Origin of the sequence: Nonomuraea sp. NPDC049158 (assembly GCF_040648335.1) — a bacterium.
GTDB lineage: Bacteria > Actinomycetota > Actinomycetes > Streptosporangiales > Streptosporangiaceae > Nonomuraea.
On record NZ_JBEZDM010000003.1, the window covers coordinates 368,068 to 384,117 of the forward strand.

At 66.2% G+C, this 16,050-nt stretch carries 19 protein-coding genes; 12 read left to right on the plus strand and 7 right to left on the minus strand.

Annotated elements, in window-relative coordinates; translation table 11 throughout:
- The first annotated feature begins 13 nt into the window (after positions 1–13).
- Genes AB0B61_RS09355 through AB0B61_RS09375 form a run of 5 tightly spaced genes read left to right on the plus strand, consistent with a single transcriptional unit; the run spans position 14 to position 4,461 of the window.
- On the plus strand, positions 14–1,174 hold the full coding sequence (locus AB0B61_RS09355; RefSeq protein ID WP_358429956.1) for a hypothetical protein: 1,161 nt from the start codon (positions 14–16) through the stop codon (positions 1,172–1,174).
- Positions 1,175–1,182: 8 nt separating this feature from the next.
- Positions 1,183–1,824, plus strand: coding sequence for a DUF6445 family protein (locus tag AB0B61_RS09360; RefSeq protein WP_358429959.1), 642 nt, complete (start codon positions 1,183–1,185; stop codon positions 1,822–1,824).
- 35 nt (positions 1,825–1,859) lie between these two features.
- The gene (locus tag AB0B61_RS09365; protein ID WP_358429961.1) at positions 1,860–2,504 is read left to right on the plus strand and encodes a DUF6445 family protein; all 645 of its coding nucleotides are present in this window, start codon (positions 1,860–1,862) and stop codon (positions 2,502–2,504) included.
- Between the two features lie 13 nt (positions 2,505–2,517).
- A complete protein-coding gene (locus AB0B61_RS09370) occupies positions 2,518–3,828 on the plus strand; it encodes an MFS transporter (protein ID WP_358429963.1) in 1,311 nt (436 codons plus the stop codon).
- 3 nt (positions 3,829–3,831) lie between these two features.
- Positions 3,832–4,461 (plus strand): hypothetical protein, encoded by a 630-nt coding sequence (locus AB0B61_RS09375; RefSeq protein WP_358429965.1) that lies wholly within the window; start codon positions 3,832–3,834, stop codon positions 4,459–4,461.
- Positions 4,462–4,502: 41 nt separating this feature from the next.
- On the opposite strand, the gene AB0B61_RS09380 is transcribed toward AB0B61_RS09375, so the two are convergent.
- From AB0B61_RS09380 to AB0B61_RS09390, 3 genes are all read right to left on the minus strand, one after another.
- Complete coding sequence (locus AB0B61_RS09380; protein ID WP_358429968.1) at positions 4,503–4,799, minus strand: hypothetical protein; 297 nt, start codon at positions 4,797–4,799, stop codon at positions 4,503–4,505.
- A gap of 86 nt (positions 4,800–4,885) precedes the next feature.
- Positions 4,886–5,233, minus strand: coding sequence for a DoxX family protein (locus tag AB0B61_RS09385; RefSeq protein WP_358429971.1), 348 nt, complete (start codon positions 5,231–5,233; stop codon positions 4,886–4,888).
- 278 nt (positions 5,234–5,511) lie between these two features.
- Positions 5,512–6,117, minus strand: coding sequence for a hypothetical protein (locus AB0B61_RS09390; protein ID WP_358429974.1), 606 nt, complete (start codon positions 6,115–6,117; stop codon positions 5,512–5,514).
- A gap of 318 nt (positions 6,118–6,435) precedes the next feature.
- On the opposite strand from AB0B61_RS09390, the gene AB0B61_RS09395 reads away from it, so the two are divergent.
- From AB0B61_RS09395 to AB0B61_RS09405, 3 genes are read left to right on the plus strand one after another with little or no spacing between them, the layout of a single operon-like run.
- On the plus strand, positions 6,436–6,822 hold the full coding sequence (locus tag AB0B61_RS09395; RefSeq protein WP_358429977.1) for a VOC family protein: 387 nt from the start codon (positions 6,436–6,438) through the stop codon (positions 6,820–6,822).
- A gap of 28 nt (positions 6,823–6,850) precedes the next feature.
- Positions 6,851–6,988 (plus strand): hypothetical protein, encoded by a 138-nt coding sequence (locus AB0B61_RS09400; RefSeq protein ID WP_358429980.1) that lies wholly within the window; start codon positions 6,851–6,853, stop codon positions 6,986–6,988.
- Between the two features lie 40 nt (positions 6,989–7,028).
- Positions 7,029–7,706: a GNAT family protein gene (locus tag AB0B61_RS09405; protein WP_358429983.1), complete on the plus strand. Its 678-nt coding sequence runs from the start codon at positions 7,029–7,031 to the stop codon at positions 7,704–7,706.
- A gap of 198 nt (positions 7,707–7,904) precedes the next feature.
- On the opposite strand, the gene AB0B61_RS09410 is transcribed toward AB0B61_RS09405, so the two are convergent.
- Complete coding sequence (locus tag AB0B61_RS09410) at positions 7,905–8,861, minus strand: cyclase family protein (RefSeq protein ID WP_358429986.1); 957 nt, start codon at positions 8,859–8,861, stop codon at positions 7,905–7,907.
- Between the two features lie 136 nt (positions 8,862–8,997).
- On the minus strand, positions 8,998–9,873 hold the full coding sequence (locus AB0B61_RS09415) for a LysR family transcriptional regulator (RefSeq protein ID WP_358429988.1): 876 nt from the start codon (positions 9,871–9,873) through the stop codon (positions 8,998–9,000).
- A gap of 100 nt (positions 9,874–9,973) precedes the next feature.
- Here AB0B61_RS09415 and AB0B61_RS09420 point away from each other — a divergent pair, with 100 nt between their 5' ends.
- The 3 genes from AB0B61_RS09420 (at position 9,974) to AB0B61_RS09430 (ending at position 12,310) form a co-directional block, all read left to right on the plus strand.
- On the plus strand, positions 9,974–11,224 hold the full coding sequence (locus AB0B61_RS09420; protein WP_358429991.1) for an MFS transporter: 1,251 nt from the start codon (positions 9,974–9,976) through the stop codon (positions 11,222–11,224).
- Positions 11,225–11,304: 80 nt separating this feature from the next.
- On the plus strand, positions 11,305–11,730 hold the full coding sequence (locus AB0B61_RS09425) for a VOC family protein (RefSeq protein ID WP_358430431.1): 426 nt from the start codon (positions 11,305–11,307) through the stop codon (positions 11,728–11,730).
- Between the two features lie 73 nt (positions 11,731–11,803).
- Positions 11,804–12,310, plus strand: coding sequence for a pyridoxamine 5'-phosphate oxidase family protein (locus AB0B61_RS09430; protein ID WP_358429994.1), 507 nt, complete (start codon positions 11,804–11,806; stop codon positions 12,308–12,310).
- Positions 12,311–12,391: 81 nt separating this feature from the next.
- Here the strand turns inward: AB0B61_RS09430 and AB0B61_RS09435 are convergent, their stop codons facing one another.
- The gene (locus AB0B61_RS09435; RefSeq protein ID WP_358429997.1) at positions 12,392–13,045 is read right to left on the minus strand and encodes a response regulator transcription factor; all 654 of its coding nucleotides are present in this window, start codon (positions 13,043–13,045) and stop codon (positions 12,392–12,394) included.
- Positions 13,042–15,207 (minus strand): sensor histidine kinase, encoded by a 2,166-nt coding sequence (locus tag AB0B61_RS09440; protein WP_358430000.1) that lies wholly within the window; start codon positions 15,205–15,207, stop codon positions 13,042–13,044. The genes AB0B61_RS09435 and AB0B61_RS09440 overlap by 4 nt, the downstream gene beginning before the upstream one ends.
- 203 nt (positions 15,208–15,410) lie before the next feature.
- Between AB0B61_RS09440 and AB0B61_RS09445 the strand changes: the two genes are divergently transcribed.
- Positions 15,411–16,037 (plus strand): hypothetical protein, encoded by a 627-nt coding sequence (locus AB0B61_RS09445; RefSeq protein WP_358430003.1) that lies wholly within the window; start codon positions 15,411–15,413, stop codon positions 16,035–16,037.
- Positions 16,038–16,050: the final 13 nt, after the last annotated feature.

A 16,050-nucleotide genomic window follows, 5' to 3' on the forward strand; every position in this document is an offset into this window, starting at 1 on the left:
TGGGTTACATAGGATGCCGAGTGACCTGTATGCAAGATCAAACATACTGGTGCATACTCAATTCACGACACTCGATGGCAATCGCGTATTTGTAGGCAGTCAGCCGGACGACTTTGCCCTCGCGGGCCTCCTTGCGCCGGGATCCCGAATATGTATGCTCGGGACTGGTCTGGGTGGCGCAATTCGGCCGATCCTTGCTCTGGCACCAGATGCCAGCCTCGTCTGCGTTGACGCAGACGAACAGATGCATGAGATGGCTGAGTTGATATATGCCCGCCATTTCCCAGAGCTCGCGGTTGAGATGCTCATGGGCGACGCGTGGCAGTTCGTACGCAGCAATGCGGGTGCGTTCGATGCCGTCTGCGTAGACCTCTATGGTGCCGGCGGGCATGCTGACTTTGTATTTGATATCGATTTCTGGCGAGATATTTCGAAAGCTACAACCCCCAACGGCGTGGTGCTCGTAAATGCTTGGGGCTTGCCATCGCATCTCCGGCCGCTCAGCGGCGACTCGCCACAGCATGAAATCGCAGCCTTGCTGCGCCTCGTCTGGGACGATGTGCGCTATATCCCTAACCGGAGAAATCTGACATTCATCGCGGGATTCCAAGGTGAATGTAAATCGGTTCTGGAGTTGCCTGGAGATCTCTCCGGGGTCGATAAGGCGATTGCGTGTCTCCTGCCACTGCGCTTCCGCTACGCGTCCACCATTGAAGAAATGCCGGACTACGATCTTCGTGCGGCGCGCCATACCAGCCTCGCCTTGGACGGGGAAATGAGGGAGCGCTGGCCTAACCTGCTAAAAGTGCTTGCGCGCGCCTGCGAGGCCGAAGGACTTGACCCGGATCTCGCAATGTCAGGCGGACTTCTGGGCGCTGAGAGCGCTGCGGCCAGAGTTACCCTGCGCCTGCTGAATGAAGGTCGTGCCGAAGCCGATTACATTCCGGTAATGGCTGCGGCGCAAGCATTCGATGGCCTCAGCGCAGGTGATTGGTTCGGGCCATGGGTGATTGATGCCCAGCAAACCGTCGGAGCACGACACCCTGCGTGGTATGTAAATGTCGCGCTCTGGCAGGCGCTTGCGATGGCAGCCTTTCCGTTGGCTCCTCGTGCCCAATGGGTTGAGCAACTGGCGGATATGGCAATTGAGCTCTCTCGCACCCAGAAAGGATGAGTCTCGGCGTGCAAACCAAGGTCATCGTGGTCGACGACTTCTATGTGGACCCGGATGCCGTCCGTAAGATGGCGCTCGGCATGGAGTACAACAGTGTAGGCAAACTGAATTATCCTGGCTGGGAAGGCGAGAAGTCGCTTCTGCCTGGTGGGATCGCTGAGCGGTTCAGCACACTTATCGGCAGGCGAGTGGAATTCGACGAAAAGCGCTACCTTCTCGGCGGCTTTCGGCTGATCTCCCAGGAGACTGGAGCCTTGGCCAAGGTCCACGCAGATGTCTCCGTGGACTGGGCTGCCATGGTCTATCTCACCCCGAGCGCTCCCATCGGGGCGGGAACTGGGTTCTTTCGCCACCGAGAATATGGTGTGGATCGTCCGCCTTCGGACAGTGGGGCCCGCGCACTCGGCTTTGCCGACGCAAATGCCTTTGAGAACGAGATCGTGAAGCGCGACATGGCCGACCTCGATAAGTGGGAACTTATCACCAAGATCGCCCCAGTCTATAACCGCCTATTGCTCTTTAGAGGCTCACAGCTTTATCACGCTCCACTCGGAGGGTTTGGAGAGCGGCCGGACAATGCCCGGCTTACGCAAAACTTCTTCTTCGACGAGGCGACTGAGGTGCCGTCAGCCGGCTGGAAGATTGCATGAGTACCGGTTCGGCTCCCGTATATGTAGCAACGTCCGTGGACGTACCGGAAGAGTTGCGTGACGATCTCATCGTTGTTGACGATTTCTACGCCAACCCTGAAGACGTGCGAGAGATGGCACTTGCGGTCGACTACATCGACTATGGAGAGGAAGCCAACTTTCCCGGTGTTGAGAGCCTGAAGGCCTACCATTCCGAAGCTCACGGTCGCCGTTTCGCGAGCATTATTGGCTCGCAGATTCGTTTTGACGCGACCCAATGGGTATACGGTAAGTTTCGCATTTCAACTCGACATGATACCGCACCCACAGTGGTGCATATCGATCCGGTCGACTGGTCGGCGGTAATCTATTTGACGCCCGATGCGCACGAGAGAGGGCAGCTAGGCATCTTCCGAAGCACTCGGTACGACAGCGTCACAGTTCCTGATGTCGGCGAGCTAAGGCGACTTGGATTTTCTGACGCCGTTGACTTCGACGCACGGTATGTATCACAACACACCTTGGATTCCGAAGCATGGGAGCCGGTTGTCTCAATTCCAGCTCTGTACAACCGATGCGTGCTCTTGCGCGGCTCTAGGTACTTCCACGGCATTATGGACCTTTATGGATCAAACAAGCAAAGTGGTCGGCTCACGCAGAATTTCTTTTTCTGGGAGGACGCCAACAGCGCAATGGGATAGAGGACATACCTTGGTGCAATTCCGAATCCGAAGGACTGTCAGACGTGATCGACCGTTCAAAATGGCGCTGGGTGCGAGCTTCTGGCGTTTCTGGGCGGCATCGCTGGCATCCAATCTGAGTGATGGCATGGCGATGATCGCCCTTCCATGGTTGGCTGCTACGGTTACGGACGAACCGCTCCTTGTGGGTCTGGTTGCGGCCTGCGGACGGCTTCCTTGGCTCTTGTTGGCAATGCCGGCGGGAGTTCTGGTGGACCGTGTGTCCAAGCTAAGTCTTATGACGCTTGCCAACACTGTTCGATGTGTTCTGTGGGCGTCGCTTTGCCTGATCATTCTCGCTGAACAAGCTTCCGTGCCACTGCTGGCCGGCTTCGCATTTCTGGCTACGACTATGGAAGTCGTATACGACATCGCCACCGAGACCACGACCAATGCATTGGTGCACGGTAACGATCTTGAACGAGCTAATGGTCACCTTCGGACCGCGGCCCTCGTTGCCCAAGAAATTGCGGGCCGGCCGCTCGGCGGCTTATTGCTGCGCGTAGGAACGTTCCTGCCTTTTGTATTCAACGCGATTGCAATGATCATCTCGGTGGCTGCGCTTTTGATGTTGAGGAAGCATCAAATGGAAAGCGCCGCAGACAGCACCACCCACGGGTCGGAGGCGAGTGCCCGCGAGTCCCTACGTCTCGGCCTGTCAACTGTATGGCGGAACCCGCTTCTCCGTCTCATGCTCCTGATGTCCCTGATTATCAACGGCTCATTTTCGCTTGCACTGTCTACGCAGGTGTTGTTCATGCAAGACACCCTAGGTCTGGGCTCGGTTGGCTTTGGGGTGATTATGGCCATTGCAGCGCTAGGAGGGGTTGTTGGCGGACAAATGGCTGCGTACCTGAAAGCGAAGCTACCCAATGGTCAGCTGCCGCCAGTTTGTCTCTTCGCCATGGGCGCGTCATACTTGCTCCTTGGTTTGTTCCCTACGGTGGCAGTAACCGCCGTGGTGTATTGTTTCGTGAGTGCCATCATCGTGACCTACTCGGTATCCCTCTATGCAATCCGGCAGCGAGTCACCGCCGCTAACGTCTTGGGACGCGTCAATTCGGTCATGCGGACAGCGGCATGGGGTGTGACTGCCGTGGGAATGTTTGCCGGAGGCCTCCTGGTTGATGCCCTTACGCCCTGGATCGGCGTTGCTGATGCACTGGCGGTCCCTTACGTTGTCATTGGTGCATCCTGTCTCGCGACGGCGGCTGCCATAACCCAACGATTCGCTGTTCTGGTGCGGGATTTTGATCCCGCAGGACGTGTTCAGAGTGGAGATTGAAGCATGAGCAAAATTCTACAGGTGGTGGACGATTTCTATGCCGACCCCTGGATGGTAAGGGAAACCGGGCTGCGCGAAGAGTCATGGCTACCTCCATTTAATGACGGCGGCCATAAGTTCAGTACGGAGACTCAGAGACTCTTCTATACGCCTGAACTGGTCGATTTACTTGAAGGCTTGGTAGGTTCAAAAATCAAGGTCGATCCGAAACGGGTCTCTTTTGGTGTTTTCGCATACTATGGCGAAGATTCGGACGTCCGGTTCTCGACGCACTTCGATGACACTGACTGGTCGGCCATCGTGTACCTCGTGCCACCGGAGTCCTGCTCTGGCGGTGTAAGTCTCTACCAGCACGTACCGACTGGGTTGTTTGGTCCCCCTGCAAATGACGAGGAAGCGGCAGAGCTGGGCTTCGAATCGCGCAGGCAATTCCTGGATGACGTCTACTTTCCAGACAAGAGGCGACCAGACCGGTGGCGCGAGGTTGATCACATTGGAATGGCGTTCAATCGGATGGTGCTCCTGCATGGCTCGGCGCGCTTCCACCGTGCGACTTCAGGCTTCGGTAAAGACCGCGCGACGGTGCGTCTCACGCAGCGCTTCTTCTTTGATGAGGCTGGAGATCCAAGGTGACATTCTTGCCGCCAAGATTCTTGAAGAGGCGGAGGCCTTCTTCAAGGTGACTCCTCCGCGTTGGGGGTGACGTGCGGAAACTTCTTCGGAGTGAGCCTTCCCGAATTGCGGATAGCTCGTAACAACGTCATCGTCAACTCGGGTGATGCCGTGATTGTGGTCGGCGGCTCCTGGGGACGCTTTCCGAATTGGCCCTTGCCATGAGGAGAGGGCGCCGCCCCGTCGTCCAGCTCGGAGGGTGGCGCATTCAAGATCGCCTTGGGCAACCGATTCCAGGCATCCTTCACGCCGACAGCCCTGAACACGCGATAGAGCTGACGGGTCTGTGGCGAGATCACGACTGGATGTAGAGCCTGGTTCTGGGGTTCAAGGGGGTCGCGGGCTGAGGCGTCGCGGACGGACTGATCTCGGTTTGGGCTGGAACTCAGTAGTAGGTCACGTTCGCGGCCAGGGCGGCCGCCGCCAGCGTGAAGAACACCGACCAGGCGCCGAGGTGGTGGTCACGGGCCCGCAGATGAACGCAGAACGCGCCGAGGAAGTACAACACGAGGCCGGCGGCGGCGAGCAGGCCCAGCACCGGAACGGCGAACCCGGCCAGCAGTCCCAGCGAGCCCGCCGCGAGCATCACGCCCAGCGGGAGCGTCCAGGAACGGGGCACGCGAAGCTGGTCCGCCTGCTTCTTGGGGTATTCATGGCCGATGAGGTTGGCGATGGCGGCCAGGCCGACGACGGCCGAGGCGAGGAGAGTGATCACGAGGTAGACGGCGAACACGATGGTCCCCTTGTCCGTGCGAGTGATAGGCCGGTTGCGCCCTACACGGACGAGATGAGCTGCCGGGAACGTGACATGCCCGGCGTGTGACTTGGGTCATGGCTCCGTTGGCCGACGCCAGGGATGGAGTCACATCGGTTGAGCACCAGACCAGCACTTTCCCAAAGACTCTAGATGTGGACGGTCATCGTCGCGGCAACCCCGCGACCTCCCGGATGTCGACGGACTCCGCGTCCGGCACGGTGACGAAGTAATACGTCACGGCTCACGCCACGCGACTACTCGGCCGGTGAAGACAAGTCACATGAGTACCGCTCCCTGCCGAAGCCGCTGATCTCCTCGTGCATCGCCCGGAGTTCGTGTATCGCGGCCGGAAGGTCGCAGTCCTCGGGATAGGCGATGGCGTCCTCCCAGTGAAAATAGACCTGGTCCGACCGGGTCCAGGCCAGAAGGTCGACGATCCGCGTGAACGCCGACGGGGCATACGGCGGGACCGGATCCTCATCGTCGCCCTCGAGGTATGCCGTGGCACGCAGCTTCCGCCCTGCCAGCAGTTGCAGCCAGGCCGCCGCCGCGTAGGCTGACTGGGACACGAGGTGCCGTTCCGGGTCTTGGTCCTCGGAATAGCACAGACCCACCTCGGTCAACTGCTCGTACACCGCGTCGACGTCGACCGGCTCTCCTGCGGCAGCCTTGCGCAGGTCACGCACCGCGTCCGGGGTCGACAGGACGGGGTCGTCGCTCAGCTCCTCGTCCTCTCGCTCGACGCGGTTGAGCAAGGGAGCCATCAGGTCATACAGGCATGCCAGCCGTTCCCGAGGGTCAAGCCTTTCGGCGAACTCGTCGATGATTGCCAGCCATTCGTCATACGTCGTAGCCGTCATGCACGCATGGGTACCACGCGGCACTGACATCCGGCGCACGGCCTGGCTTGATGCTCTACAGCAACGACGGCCTCAGCCGTGCCCACCGGTCGCTCGTCAGATCACCACGCGCCACACCACGTGATCATTCACGATGGAGATCGACTTTCGATACACGCCCCAGTCGGGCTCGCATGTCGGCATGCTCCTGATCGTGCAGAGGAAGGCTTATCGTGCAATTCCGGCCGGATGGTCCCAAGACTCCCTTGGTCCGCCCACGCGATCGGCTCTCACGTCACCCCGAAGGATTGACGAAGTCGACCACTTAGCATGATCGCCATGCATCGCAGTCGTGTCTACGCCCTCCTGATCGACACCCCCACGCCCGAGGCCGAGGCGGCGGCCGCCTTCTGGGCTGCGGCGCTGGGGGCGACGGCTCGCCCACTGCCTTCCGAGGAGCAGTTCATCTCGCTACACGGCGCCTTGCCCGAGCCCGGCCCGCTCGTGGCCGTGCAGTCGGTCGATGACGCGCCCCGCTTCCATGTCGACATCGAGACCGACGACGTCGAGGCGGAGATCCGGCGCCTGGTCTCGCTGGGCGCGAGTGAGGTGGCGCGGTGGCAGGAGTGCCGTACCCTGCGCGCCCCCGGGGGTCATCTCATGTGCGTGCTGCCCGTGGAGAGCGACCGCGCGGTGTTCGAGTTCGAGGCCAAGACCTGGCCCTGAGCCTGCCGCTGGTAGACCGGGCGGGTGGGTGACGGGGGGAATCTCGCGGGTCAGGGCGTTCGCGAACTCGTACGCGCTGCCGCTCACCACCAGCAGCCCCTGGCCCAGCACCCGGCCTGTGACGGTGCGCGAGGCGAACGACGTGTTCAGGGGCCAGGCCGAATAGGTGATGCGCGTCGTGCCGGTCGGCCCGTACGGTTGCGCCCATGCCGACGACTGGCTCGCCTCTGTCCGCGTATCCCCCCTTGAACGTGCGGGTGCACACACCTCGGCTGTCCTTGCTCGGGGCGACAGATGAGCTCCTGGAACGCCTGGTCCCGACGGTGCGCAAGGGCGTGGCCATCAAGCCCCCGTGGCCCTTCGACGATCCGATGTCCCTCTATGCGGACAGCCCGGAGCGCGAGTGGGGCTGGCTGCGGGCGGTGTGGCGGGGCCGGGGCCAGGTCAGCGAGAGCCTGTGGCGTCTGTACTTCGTCGTAGTCGTCGACGGCGAACCGGTGGGCATGCAGGATCTGATCGGCCGCGACTTCGCCGCGTTCGGCACGGTCACCACATTCTCCTGGCTCAGCCCGGACGTTCGGGGCGGCGGCCTGGGCAAGGAGATGCGGCAGGCGGTGCTGCACCTGGCTTTCGACGGGCTCGGGGCCCGTGAGGCGGGCAGCGATGCCTTCATCGACAACCACGCCTCGAACCGCGTTTCGCAGGCACTGGGTTACGTGCCGAACGGCGTCGACTGGGACACCCGGCGCGGGGAGCCGGCAGAGATCAGGCGGTGGCGGCTGACCCGGGAGCAGTGGATCAAGCGGCGGCGCGACGACATCGAACTCGTCGCCGTCGGCGACTGCCTGCCAGTCCTCGGGATTGGCCTACCACCAGCTGACTGACCAACATACCCTCCAGGGAGGGTGTGACTGTTTCATCCTGCGTCAGTCCGGTCGGCAGCTGTCGCACGCTGCGGCGCTCCGCCTTGAGGGGCTCGTGCCGCCTGGTTCCCGACCAGCACGGCGTGTCCTCACCGTCCACGACCGCGTTCCAGGTGCGGGCCGGGTCCTTCATGGCATCGCACCCCTTGTGAACCGGGGTCAGAATGTGGCGATCGGGTTGACTGGGCTGCCGGACGTACCGGCGAAGCGGACGGGCGCGACCGCGAGGTGGAAGTCCCACTGGCCGAGCTCGGCAGCCGTCGTCGCGCACGCCTCCAGGTCGCAGTTGTCGAGCATCCACAGGCCCATGGCGACGAGGCTCACGGCGTGAACCGGCATCAACACGCCTTCGTATCCCGATGGCTGAACGTCCTGGGGGGTGTCAGCGCCGATCAGCGCGACCTCCCGTTCATGCAGCCACGGCAGGCAGGACGCGTGCCAGCCGGCCTGCGTGAAACCGCTGGCCGCACCGGTCTCGTGCCGGGCGCGGCCATAGCCGGTCCGCAGGAGTACCGCATCGCCGGATCGCACCCGGACACCCTGGCGACGCTCGGCCTCCTCGAGGTCGTCGGGAAACACACCCTGCCCCGGTTCCAGCCACGGCACATCCCGCACGCTCGCGATGTCCAGCAGGACACCACGCGTGATGATCCCGTTCGCCGCCGCCGTGACGGCCGCCCACGCCGATCCCGTCGCGGCGTCGACCAGCGAGTGCGATCGCCCGTTGTACATCGTGCCGTCCCAGAAGATGTGGCACGGCGAGTCGATGTGGGTGAGGGTGTTGCCGTGGAACGTGATGCCGAGCCGCTCGGACGAAAAGCCCCAGCGCCGGTCGTTGTGGAATGCGGACACCGGCATGTTCTCGGCACCCGGCATGTCGGCGGCGCACGGGCACGTCGTCGTCGACCGCTCCATGTCTTCTGGTACGGCGACCTCCCATGCGCACGACACGCTCCTGCCGTGGCGCACCGCCCGCGCCGCCGCCAGCCGGACGTCGTCGGTGATGTGGTTCAGAGTGCCGAGCTCGTCGTCGTCGCCCCACCGTCCCCAGTTCGACAGCGTGTTGAAGTACCCCAGCACGTCGGCCTGTGTGGGCATCGGTCGCCCTGCCGTCATCCCAGCATCGACTCCTCCGGTCACGTGGTTCGAGGCAACGCAGGCAGGGTATCCCGCCCTCTCCTTTGATACGACCTCGCCGGGGCCGGAGAGGCGGTGTGCGCAACCTCGATCCAACCCCTGGCGAGGTAACCGTTTACCCGGGACGGAGCCCGTCGAGGGTGGTGCGCAGGGCGGTGACGAAGGCGGTGGTGGCGGGCGGGTCGGGTGGCTCGCCGAACGCCGCCAGGTGGATCCGGCGGCGCGCGGCGGTCAGTTCGGTGGCCTTGACTCCGTCCGCGTGGTGGGTGCGCAGGGCCAGTCCCGGCATGGTGGTGACGCCCAGCCCGGCGGCGACGAAGGCCTGCTGGACGAGGATGTCGTCGCTGCTGTAGGCGATGCGCGGGGTGAACCCGGCGTCCTCGCAGGTCCGGACGAGGTCGCCGCGGCAGTTCGGGCACCCGGCGATCCAGGCCGAGTCCTGGTGGTCGGTGAGGGTCTGCCCGGACTCGCGGCTGAGCAGGTACACCGGGTCGTCGAGCAGGTAGGAGTAGCGGATGCCGTCGTCCGGCATCGTGTCCTCGTACGAGAACACGATGGCCAGGTCCGCCGATCCCTCGCGCAGCATCCGGCGGGCGGCCGTGGGATGGGCGTCGCCGAGGTGCAGTTCGATGTTCGGATACGACTCGCGCAGGGCCACGGCCGCCGGGGGGACCAGGACGGTCAGGGCGGAGCTGAAGGCGACCAGCCGGACCCGGCCGGTCCGCAGCCCGAGCTGGGCGGCCAGTTCGGCGCCGGCGGCGTCGACCCGGCCGATGATCTCCGTGGCGCGGCGGGCGAGCAGTTCTCCTTCGGGGGTGAGCCGGATGCCGCGCCCCACGCGCTGGATGAGCCTGGCGCCGGTCGCCGCCTCCAGCCGGGCCAGGTGGTGGCTGATCGAGGGCTGCGAGTAGTGCAGGGCCTTGGCCGCTTCGGTGACCGAGCCGTGGGCGGCGACCGCGGCCAGGACGCGCAGCCGGACGATATCAAGCATTCATCAAGGGTATCTATGGATTTTCGCCAATAGTGGCATTAGACGCATGTGACACCTCAAGGGCAGACTCGGAACCGAGATCACCTGGAGGGTCGCCGATATGTACACGTACCGGGAGCTGTTCCGCACACCCGAGTTCACGCCGCTGTTCACGGCCTCGTGCGCGCAGGTGGCCTCGACCACGCTGAACGGGCTGGCGCTCGCCATGCTGGTGTACGACCGTACGGACTCGGCGCTGCTGGCGGCGCTGGGCATGTTCGGGCCGTCGTTCGCCGAGTTGGCCGGCGCCACCCTGCTGCTGTCGGTGGCCGATCGGGTGCGGCCGCGTACGGCGCTGACGCTGACCGCGCTGGCCGGCGGCGTGGCCAGTGCGGCGCTGGCCGCGCCGGGCATGCCGTTGTGGGCGATGTTCGCGGTCATCCTCGCGCTGGGCCTGGTCAACTCGGTCGGCAGTGGCGTCCGGTACGGGCTGCTCAGCGACATCGTGCCGCCGGACGGGTACGTGCTCGGCCGCTCGGTGCTCAACATCTCGGTCGGCGCGATGCAGATCGCCGGGTTCGCGGTCGGTGGCGTGCTGCTGGCAGTGGTGTCGCCGCGCATGACACTGGCCATCGGTGCGGTGCTGGCTTTCGTCGCCGCGCTGGTGCTGCGGTGCGGGCTCGGCGCCCGACCGGCGCGGTCGGTCGGCCGTCCGTCCGTCGCGGCCACCTGGCGGGTCAATCGTCACCTGCTGTCCACGCGTGCCCGCCGGGCCGTCTATCTGTCGATGTGGGTGCCCAACGGGCTGGTGGTGGGCTGCGAGGCGCTGTTCGTACCGTACGCGCCGGGGGCGGCTGCCGTATTGTTCGTGGCGGCGGCGCTGGGGATGCTGTTCGGCGATCTGGCGGCCGGGCGGTTCGTGCCGCCGGGGGTGCGGGGGCGGTTCGTCACCCCGTTGCGGTTCCTGATCGCGGCTCCGTACCTGCTGTTCGCGCTGCCGCTCAGCACGCCGGTCGCGGCCGGCGCCGCGGCGGTGGCCTCGGTCGGGTTCGCCTCCACGCTGCTGCTGCAGGAGCGCCTGATCGCGCTGACCGGCGAGGACGTCCGCGGCCAGGCACTGGGCCTGCATGTCAACGGCATGAAGGCGATGCAGGCGATCGGGGCCACGCTGGCCGGCCTGATCGCGCAGTACGTACCCGCGGGCGTGGCGATGGCCGTGATGGCCGTGGCGTCGCTCGCCGTCACCGCTGGTCTCAGCCCAGGTCTGCGGCTGTCGGATCGGGTTCGGCCGCTCTGCCGGACCAGCCCGGCTGACCGCCCCACGCCGGTTGAATCGCGCAGGCCTACCTCAGAGCACGCGCGTAACAGCTGAAATCGGCTCCGTCCCAGGTATATCAGCGGCCACAACGGGCCGCGCGAAGAAGAAGGAGAACCACCATGACGCTCCAGCGGATGGACAACGTCGGCATTGTCGTCGACGACCTTGAGGCTGCCATCGCGTTCTTCGTAGAACTCGGCATGGAACTGGAGGGCAAGGGGCAGATCGAGGGCGTCTGGGCGGACCGCACCGTCGGACTCGACGGCGTCCGCTGCGACATCGCGATGATGCGGACCCCAGACGGCCATGGCCGGCTGGAACTGGCGAAATACCAGAACCCCGCGGCGATCGGCGCCGGACCGCACAACCCGCCGCACAACACGCTGGGCATGCATCGCGTCATGTTCGCCGTCGGCGACATCGAGGACGTCGTTGCCCGCCTGCGCACTCACGGCGCCGAACTCGTCGGTGAGCTGGCCCAGTACGGGGACAGCTACCGGCTCTGCTACGTCCGTGGCCCCGAGGGGATCATCGTCGGGCTGGCCGAGCAGCTCGGCTGACAGCCCGTCGCGGCCGGCCCGCGACCAACCAGAACGATCCGTTGGACGGACCAAGAAGACGACAAGGAAAGAGATGACCGTGCGACCGAACGAGATCACCGAGGTTCTGAACCGACCGATCAGCCAGGAACTGCTGGCCCGCGACCTGACCCGCTTGGCCTACGTCGCCAAGGACGGCACGCCGCGCAATGTCCCGATCGCGTTCGCCTGGAACGGCTCGGAGATCGTCATGTGCACGGCGAAGAACGCGCCGAAGCTTCAGGCCTTGAGCGAGAACCCGATGGTCGCCCTGACGATCGACACCGAGGTGCACCCGCCCAAGATCTTGCTCATTCGGGGTCGGGCCGAGCTGGACTTCGTCGATGGCATCCCGGATGAGTATCTCCAAGAGACCAGCAGCTACGAGATGACGCCGGAGCAACGGGTCGAGTGGGAGGCGGAGGTGCGTTCGCTCTACCACGACGGCATGGTCCGGATCGTGGTGACGCCGACGTGGGCGAAGCTGATCGACTTCGAGACGACTCTGCCGAGCGCGGTCGAGGAACTGCTCCGACAGCGGGAGGAGCGTCAGCGCGCCTGAGCGGCGCGTGGTCGCTCGCGTTCGGGTGGATCACCCACGCCTCAACCCCATCGTGGCGCACGGAGAACCGGCCCCGGCCGGTCACTGGCCGAGGCCGGCCTCGCGGGCCTGGATGATGGCTTGGGCGCGGTCGGCGACCTGCAACTTGGTGAAGACGTTGGACACGTTGTTGCGCACCGTCTTCGGCGACAGCGACAGCCGCTCGGCGATCATCCGGTTGGACAGGCCGCCCGCGATGAGCTCGAGTATCTCCCGCTCCCGCGTCGTGAGCTGGGGAAACGGCTCCTCGCGGACCGGCCGGGCGGCGGCCAGCCTGGCGAAGTAGCGCGTCACCCGGCCCGCGAGCGCCGGTCCGAAGATGACCTCGCCGCTGGCCACAGCCGTGATCGCCCGCAGGATCTCGGCCTGGTCGGCGCCCTTGAGCAGGTAGCCCCGGGCGCCCGCGAGCATGGCGGCGAAGACGCTCTCGTCGTCCTCGTGCATGGTCAGCACCAGGACGTGCGTCTGCGGGCAGGTGGCGACGATCCGTTCGGTGGCCTGTACGCCGTCCAGCCGGGGCATCCGCAGGTCCATCACGACGACCTGCGGGCGGAGCTCGATGGCCTTCGCGACCGCTTCCTCCCCATCCGCGGCGGTCTCCACCACTTCGGCCTGACCCGTGGAATCGAGCATCATGCGCAAGCCGTTGCGGTACACCGGATGGTCATCGGCGAGCAGCACACGCGGCGGCGTCACGAAGCGGTCACCATCCCGGCGGGCAGGACGGCGTGGACCCGGGTCCCGCCGTCGCGGCCGGACTCGACCGCGCACCGGCCGCCCAGTTCCTCCGCGCGTTCGCGCATCCCGACCAGGCCCACCCCGACCAGAGCGCCCGGGCGGACGCCGCGTCCGTCGTCCGTCACCTCGACCTCCAGCGTGCTCCCGGCCACGGCGACGCGCACGTGACAGTTGGCCGCGCCGGCGTGCCGGGCGACGTTCGTCAGAGCCTCGCAGACAATCCGGTACGCCGCCACCTCGGTCGCGGCGGGTAGCCCCGCCAGGTCTCCCTCCGCGTCCACCCGCACGGCGAGGCCGCCGTCCCGGAACCGGTCGGCCGCCTGCCGCAGCGCGCCGGCCAGGCCGAACTGGTCCAAAGCCGGCGGATGCAGGTCGTGCACCAGTCGCCGTACGTCGCCGAGCATCGTGGCCAGATCCGTCCTGACCTGGTCGAGCGCCTCCCGGGCGGTGTCGGCGTCGCGGACCACCAGGTTGTGCGCCGCCTCCACCTTCAGCGCGGCGGCGGCCAACGTGGGGCCCAGCCCGTCGTGCAGGTCCCTGCGCAACCTGCGGCGCTCTTCGGCCACGCCGGTGACCAGGCGTTCGCGGCTGTGCTGCAGCTCCTCGGTCAGAGCGGTCGCCCGTACGGCGGCGGCTGCCTGACGTACGACGTCGGCCAGCAACCGCTGGTCGGACTCGGTGGGCCGCGCTCCGGCGCGCGGCACCAGGGCGAACCGGCCGATCGCCGCCTCGCGGTAGGAGAACGGCAGCACGACGACGTCCTCGCGGGGTGTGCCGTGCTCCACCACGACGGTCCGGCCGTCCGCGCGATCCAGCTCGATCCGAACGTACGGTGAGCGGAACGCCGCCGCCACGGAGGTGGCGGCCTCCAGCAGCAGCTCCTCGGGCCGCGCGGATTCCTCTAGCCGCCGGGCCAGGGCCGAGACCACCTGGTACGGCTCCGCCCGCCCCATCAGCACCCGGTTCACCCACTGCCGGACCCGCTCCCGCAGCGGCGCGTAGACCAACCCCACCACGACCGCCGCCAGGACCGCCGCGATCGGCTCGTCGATGAGCGCCCCCATGCCGACGAAGATGGGCACGTCGATCGCGACGACGGCCACCGCGAGCCCGCCGTACAGCATGGTCCAGCCGAGCACCGGATCGATGTCGTAGAGCCGGTACCGGCTCACCGCGATCAGGACGGCCGCGGCGAGCGCCAGCAGCGACACGACGAAGGACAGGTCCTGCGGCACTCCGTCCACGACGGCGGGGACCAAGATCAAGATCATGTTCAGCAGTGCCGCGAGCAGCATCCAGCGAAGCTGTGCCCGCCGCACGCCGGTGGAGCCCTTGAACCGCCAGGCGAAGGCCGCCACGGGCACCAGAAGGCTCGCCACCAGCAGGGGCGGCGCCAAGGCCAGCGCGGAGCGCCAGAACTCGTCCGGGATCGGCGGCAGTGGCAGGTCGAGCCCCGGCCATTCGCCGTTCCCCAACTCGATCCGCCACGGGACGGTCAAGAACGTCAGGACGGCCAGCCCCGTGGCCCCGAGCGAGAGCCACGCGGCCCACCGCCAGCGCGGCGACGGCAGCCGCCCGTCGGGGAAGAACAGCAGGATGAGCAGCGGGAGCAGGTTCAGCAGCGGGCCCAGCCGCGCCCCGGCGTAGAACGCGCCCGCGGTGAGGGGCAGCATGCCGTCGTGGCGGGTCAGCGACAGCACCGCGTACGCGGCGGCCAGGCCGTTGAGGGTGGCCACGGTCCCGCCGCCGAGCAAAAGCCAGGTCATGAGGTGGCGCGGCAGCCGTACCGCGAGCACGGCTCCCGCGATCGCGAGGGCCGCGCCGGGCACGGTCGAGGACCACACGGCCCAGTTCAGCGGCCCTGGCCGGGTCACCGGCCCCGTCACCACATCGGCCCAGGTGGCGGCGGCGCAGGCCACCACGCACAGCGCGGCCAGCGCCACCGCTCCCGCCGCGACCCGCCGGTCCGCGGTGCTGGGCGCGGAATCAGCGGCATCATTCGCGGCGCCGTCCGCGGTGTTGGGCGCGGCATCATTTGCGGCCTCATTCGCCGCGCCGTCCGCGGCGGAATCGCGCTCCCGCGCGGGCGGGGTGGGGTCGGCGGGAGAGGGGTCGGACACGCCGCCAGCGTGCCACACCACGCGTCCCACTTTCACGGGTGCGGTGTCCCTCCCTGACCGGGACATATGGCCCGGCCGGGGAGCGCGAATGGCCCGGTCATGGAGGGCGAAGCCGGGACCGTCCCGCGTGGCCCCGCTCCCTGGGCGCCCGGGACACGTGGTCGCGATCGTAAGTCCACCGACACACAACGGAGGAACGAACGATGTCCAGCCACACAGTCCCCAGCAACGTCAACCCCAACGAGCCCGTGGCGGACCGGCGCACCGTGAACCCAGCTCGCATCCGGCTCTCCGGGCTGCTCCTGGCCGTCGGGGCCACGGCCTGGGCGGCCGGCACCGTCATCGTGGGTGACAAGATCCAGGAGGGTATCCAGACGCTCGACACCATCACCGGGATGCTGTTCGTCGTGGGGATCTTCGCCTACGTCTGGACGGTGCTGTCCACTCGCGGTGCCGGCGACGGGTGGACCCGGGTGATCCCGGCGGGGCTGCTCGTGCTGCTGCCCGGCGCGTTTCTGTTCAACGCGCTGTCCTTCGGCTACGTCGGCACCGTCGGCTACGACGACGTCCCGACGCAGCTGATGATCCTGGACATCTGCTGGCCGCTCAGCCAGCTGGGCATGCTGGTCCTGGGCATCACCATCGCGGTCAAGGGCCGCTACCAGGGCGCGTTCCGCTGGCTGCCGCTGCTCATGGGGATGTGGTTCCCGGTGGCCATGGTGGCGGAGATCTTCGGCGGCTCCACCTTCTCGGTGTACGTCAGCGCGGCCTGGCTGCTCGGCATGCACGCCCATCTGGGCGCCCGGCTCGCCGTCCGCCCCGTCCTCTGAGCCGTCGCAGAAG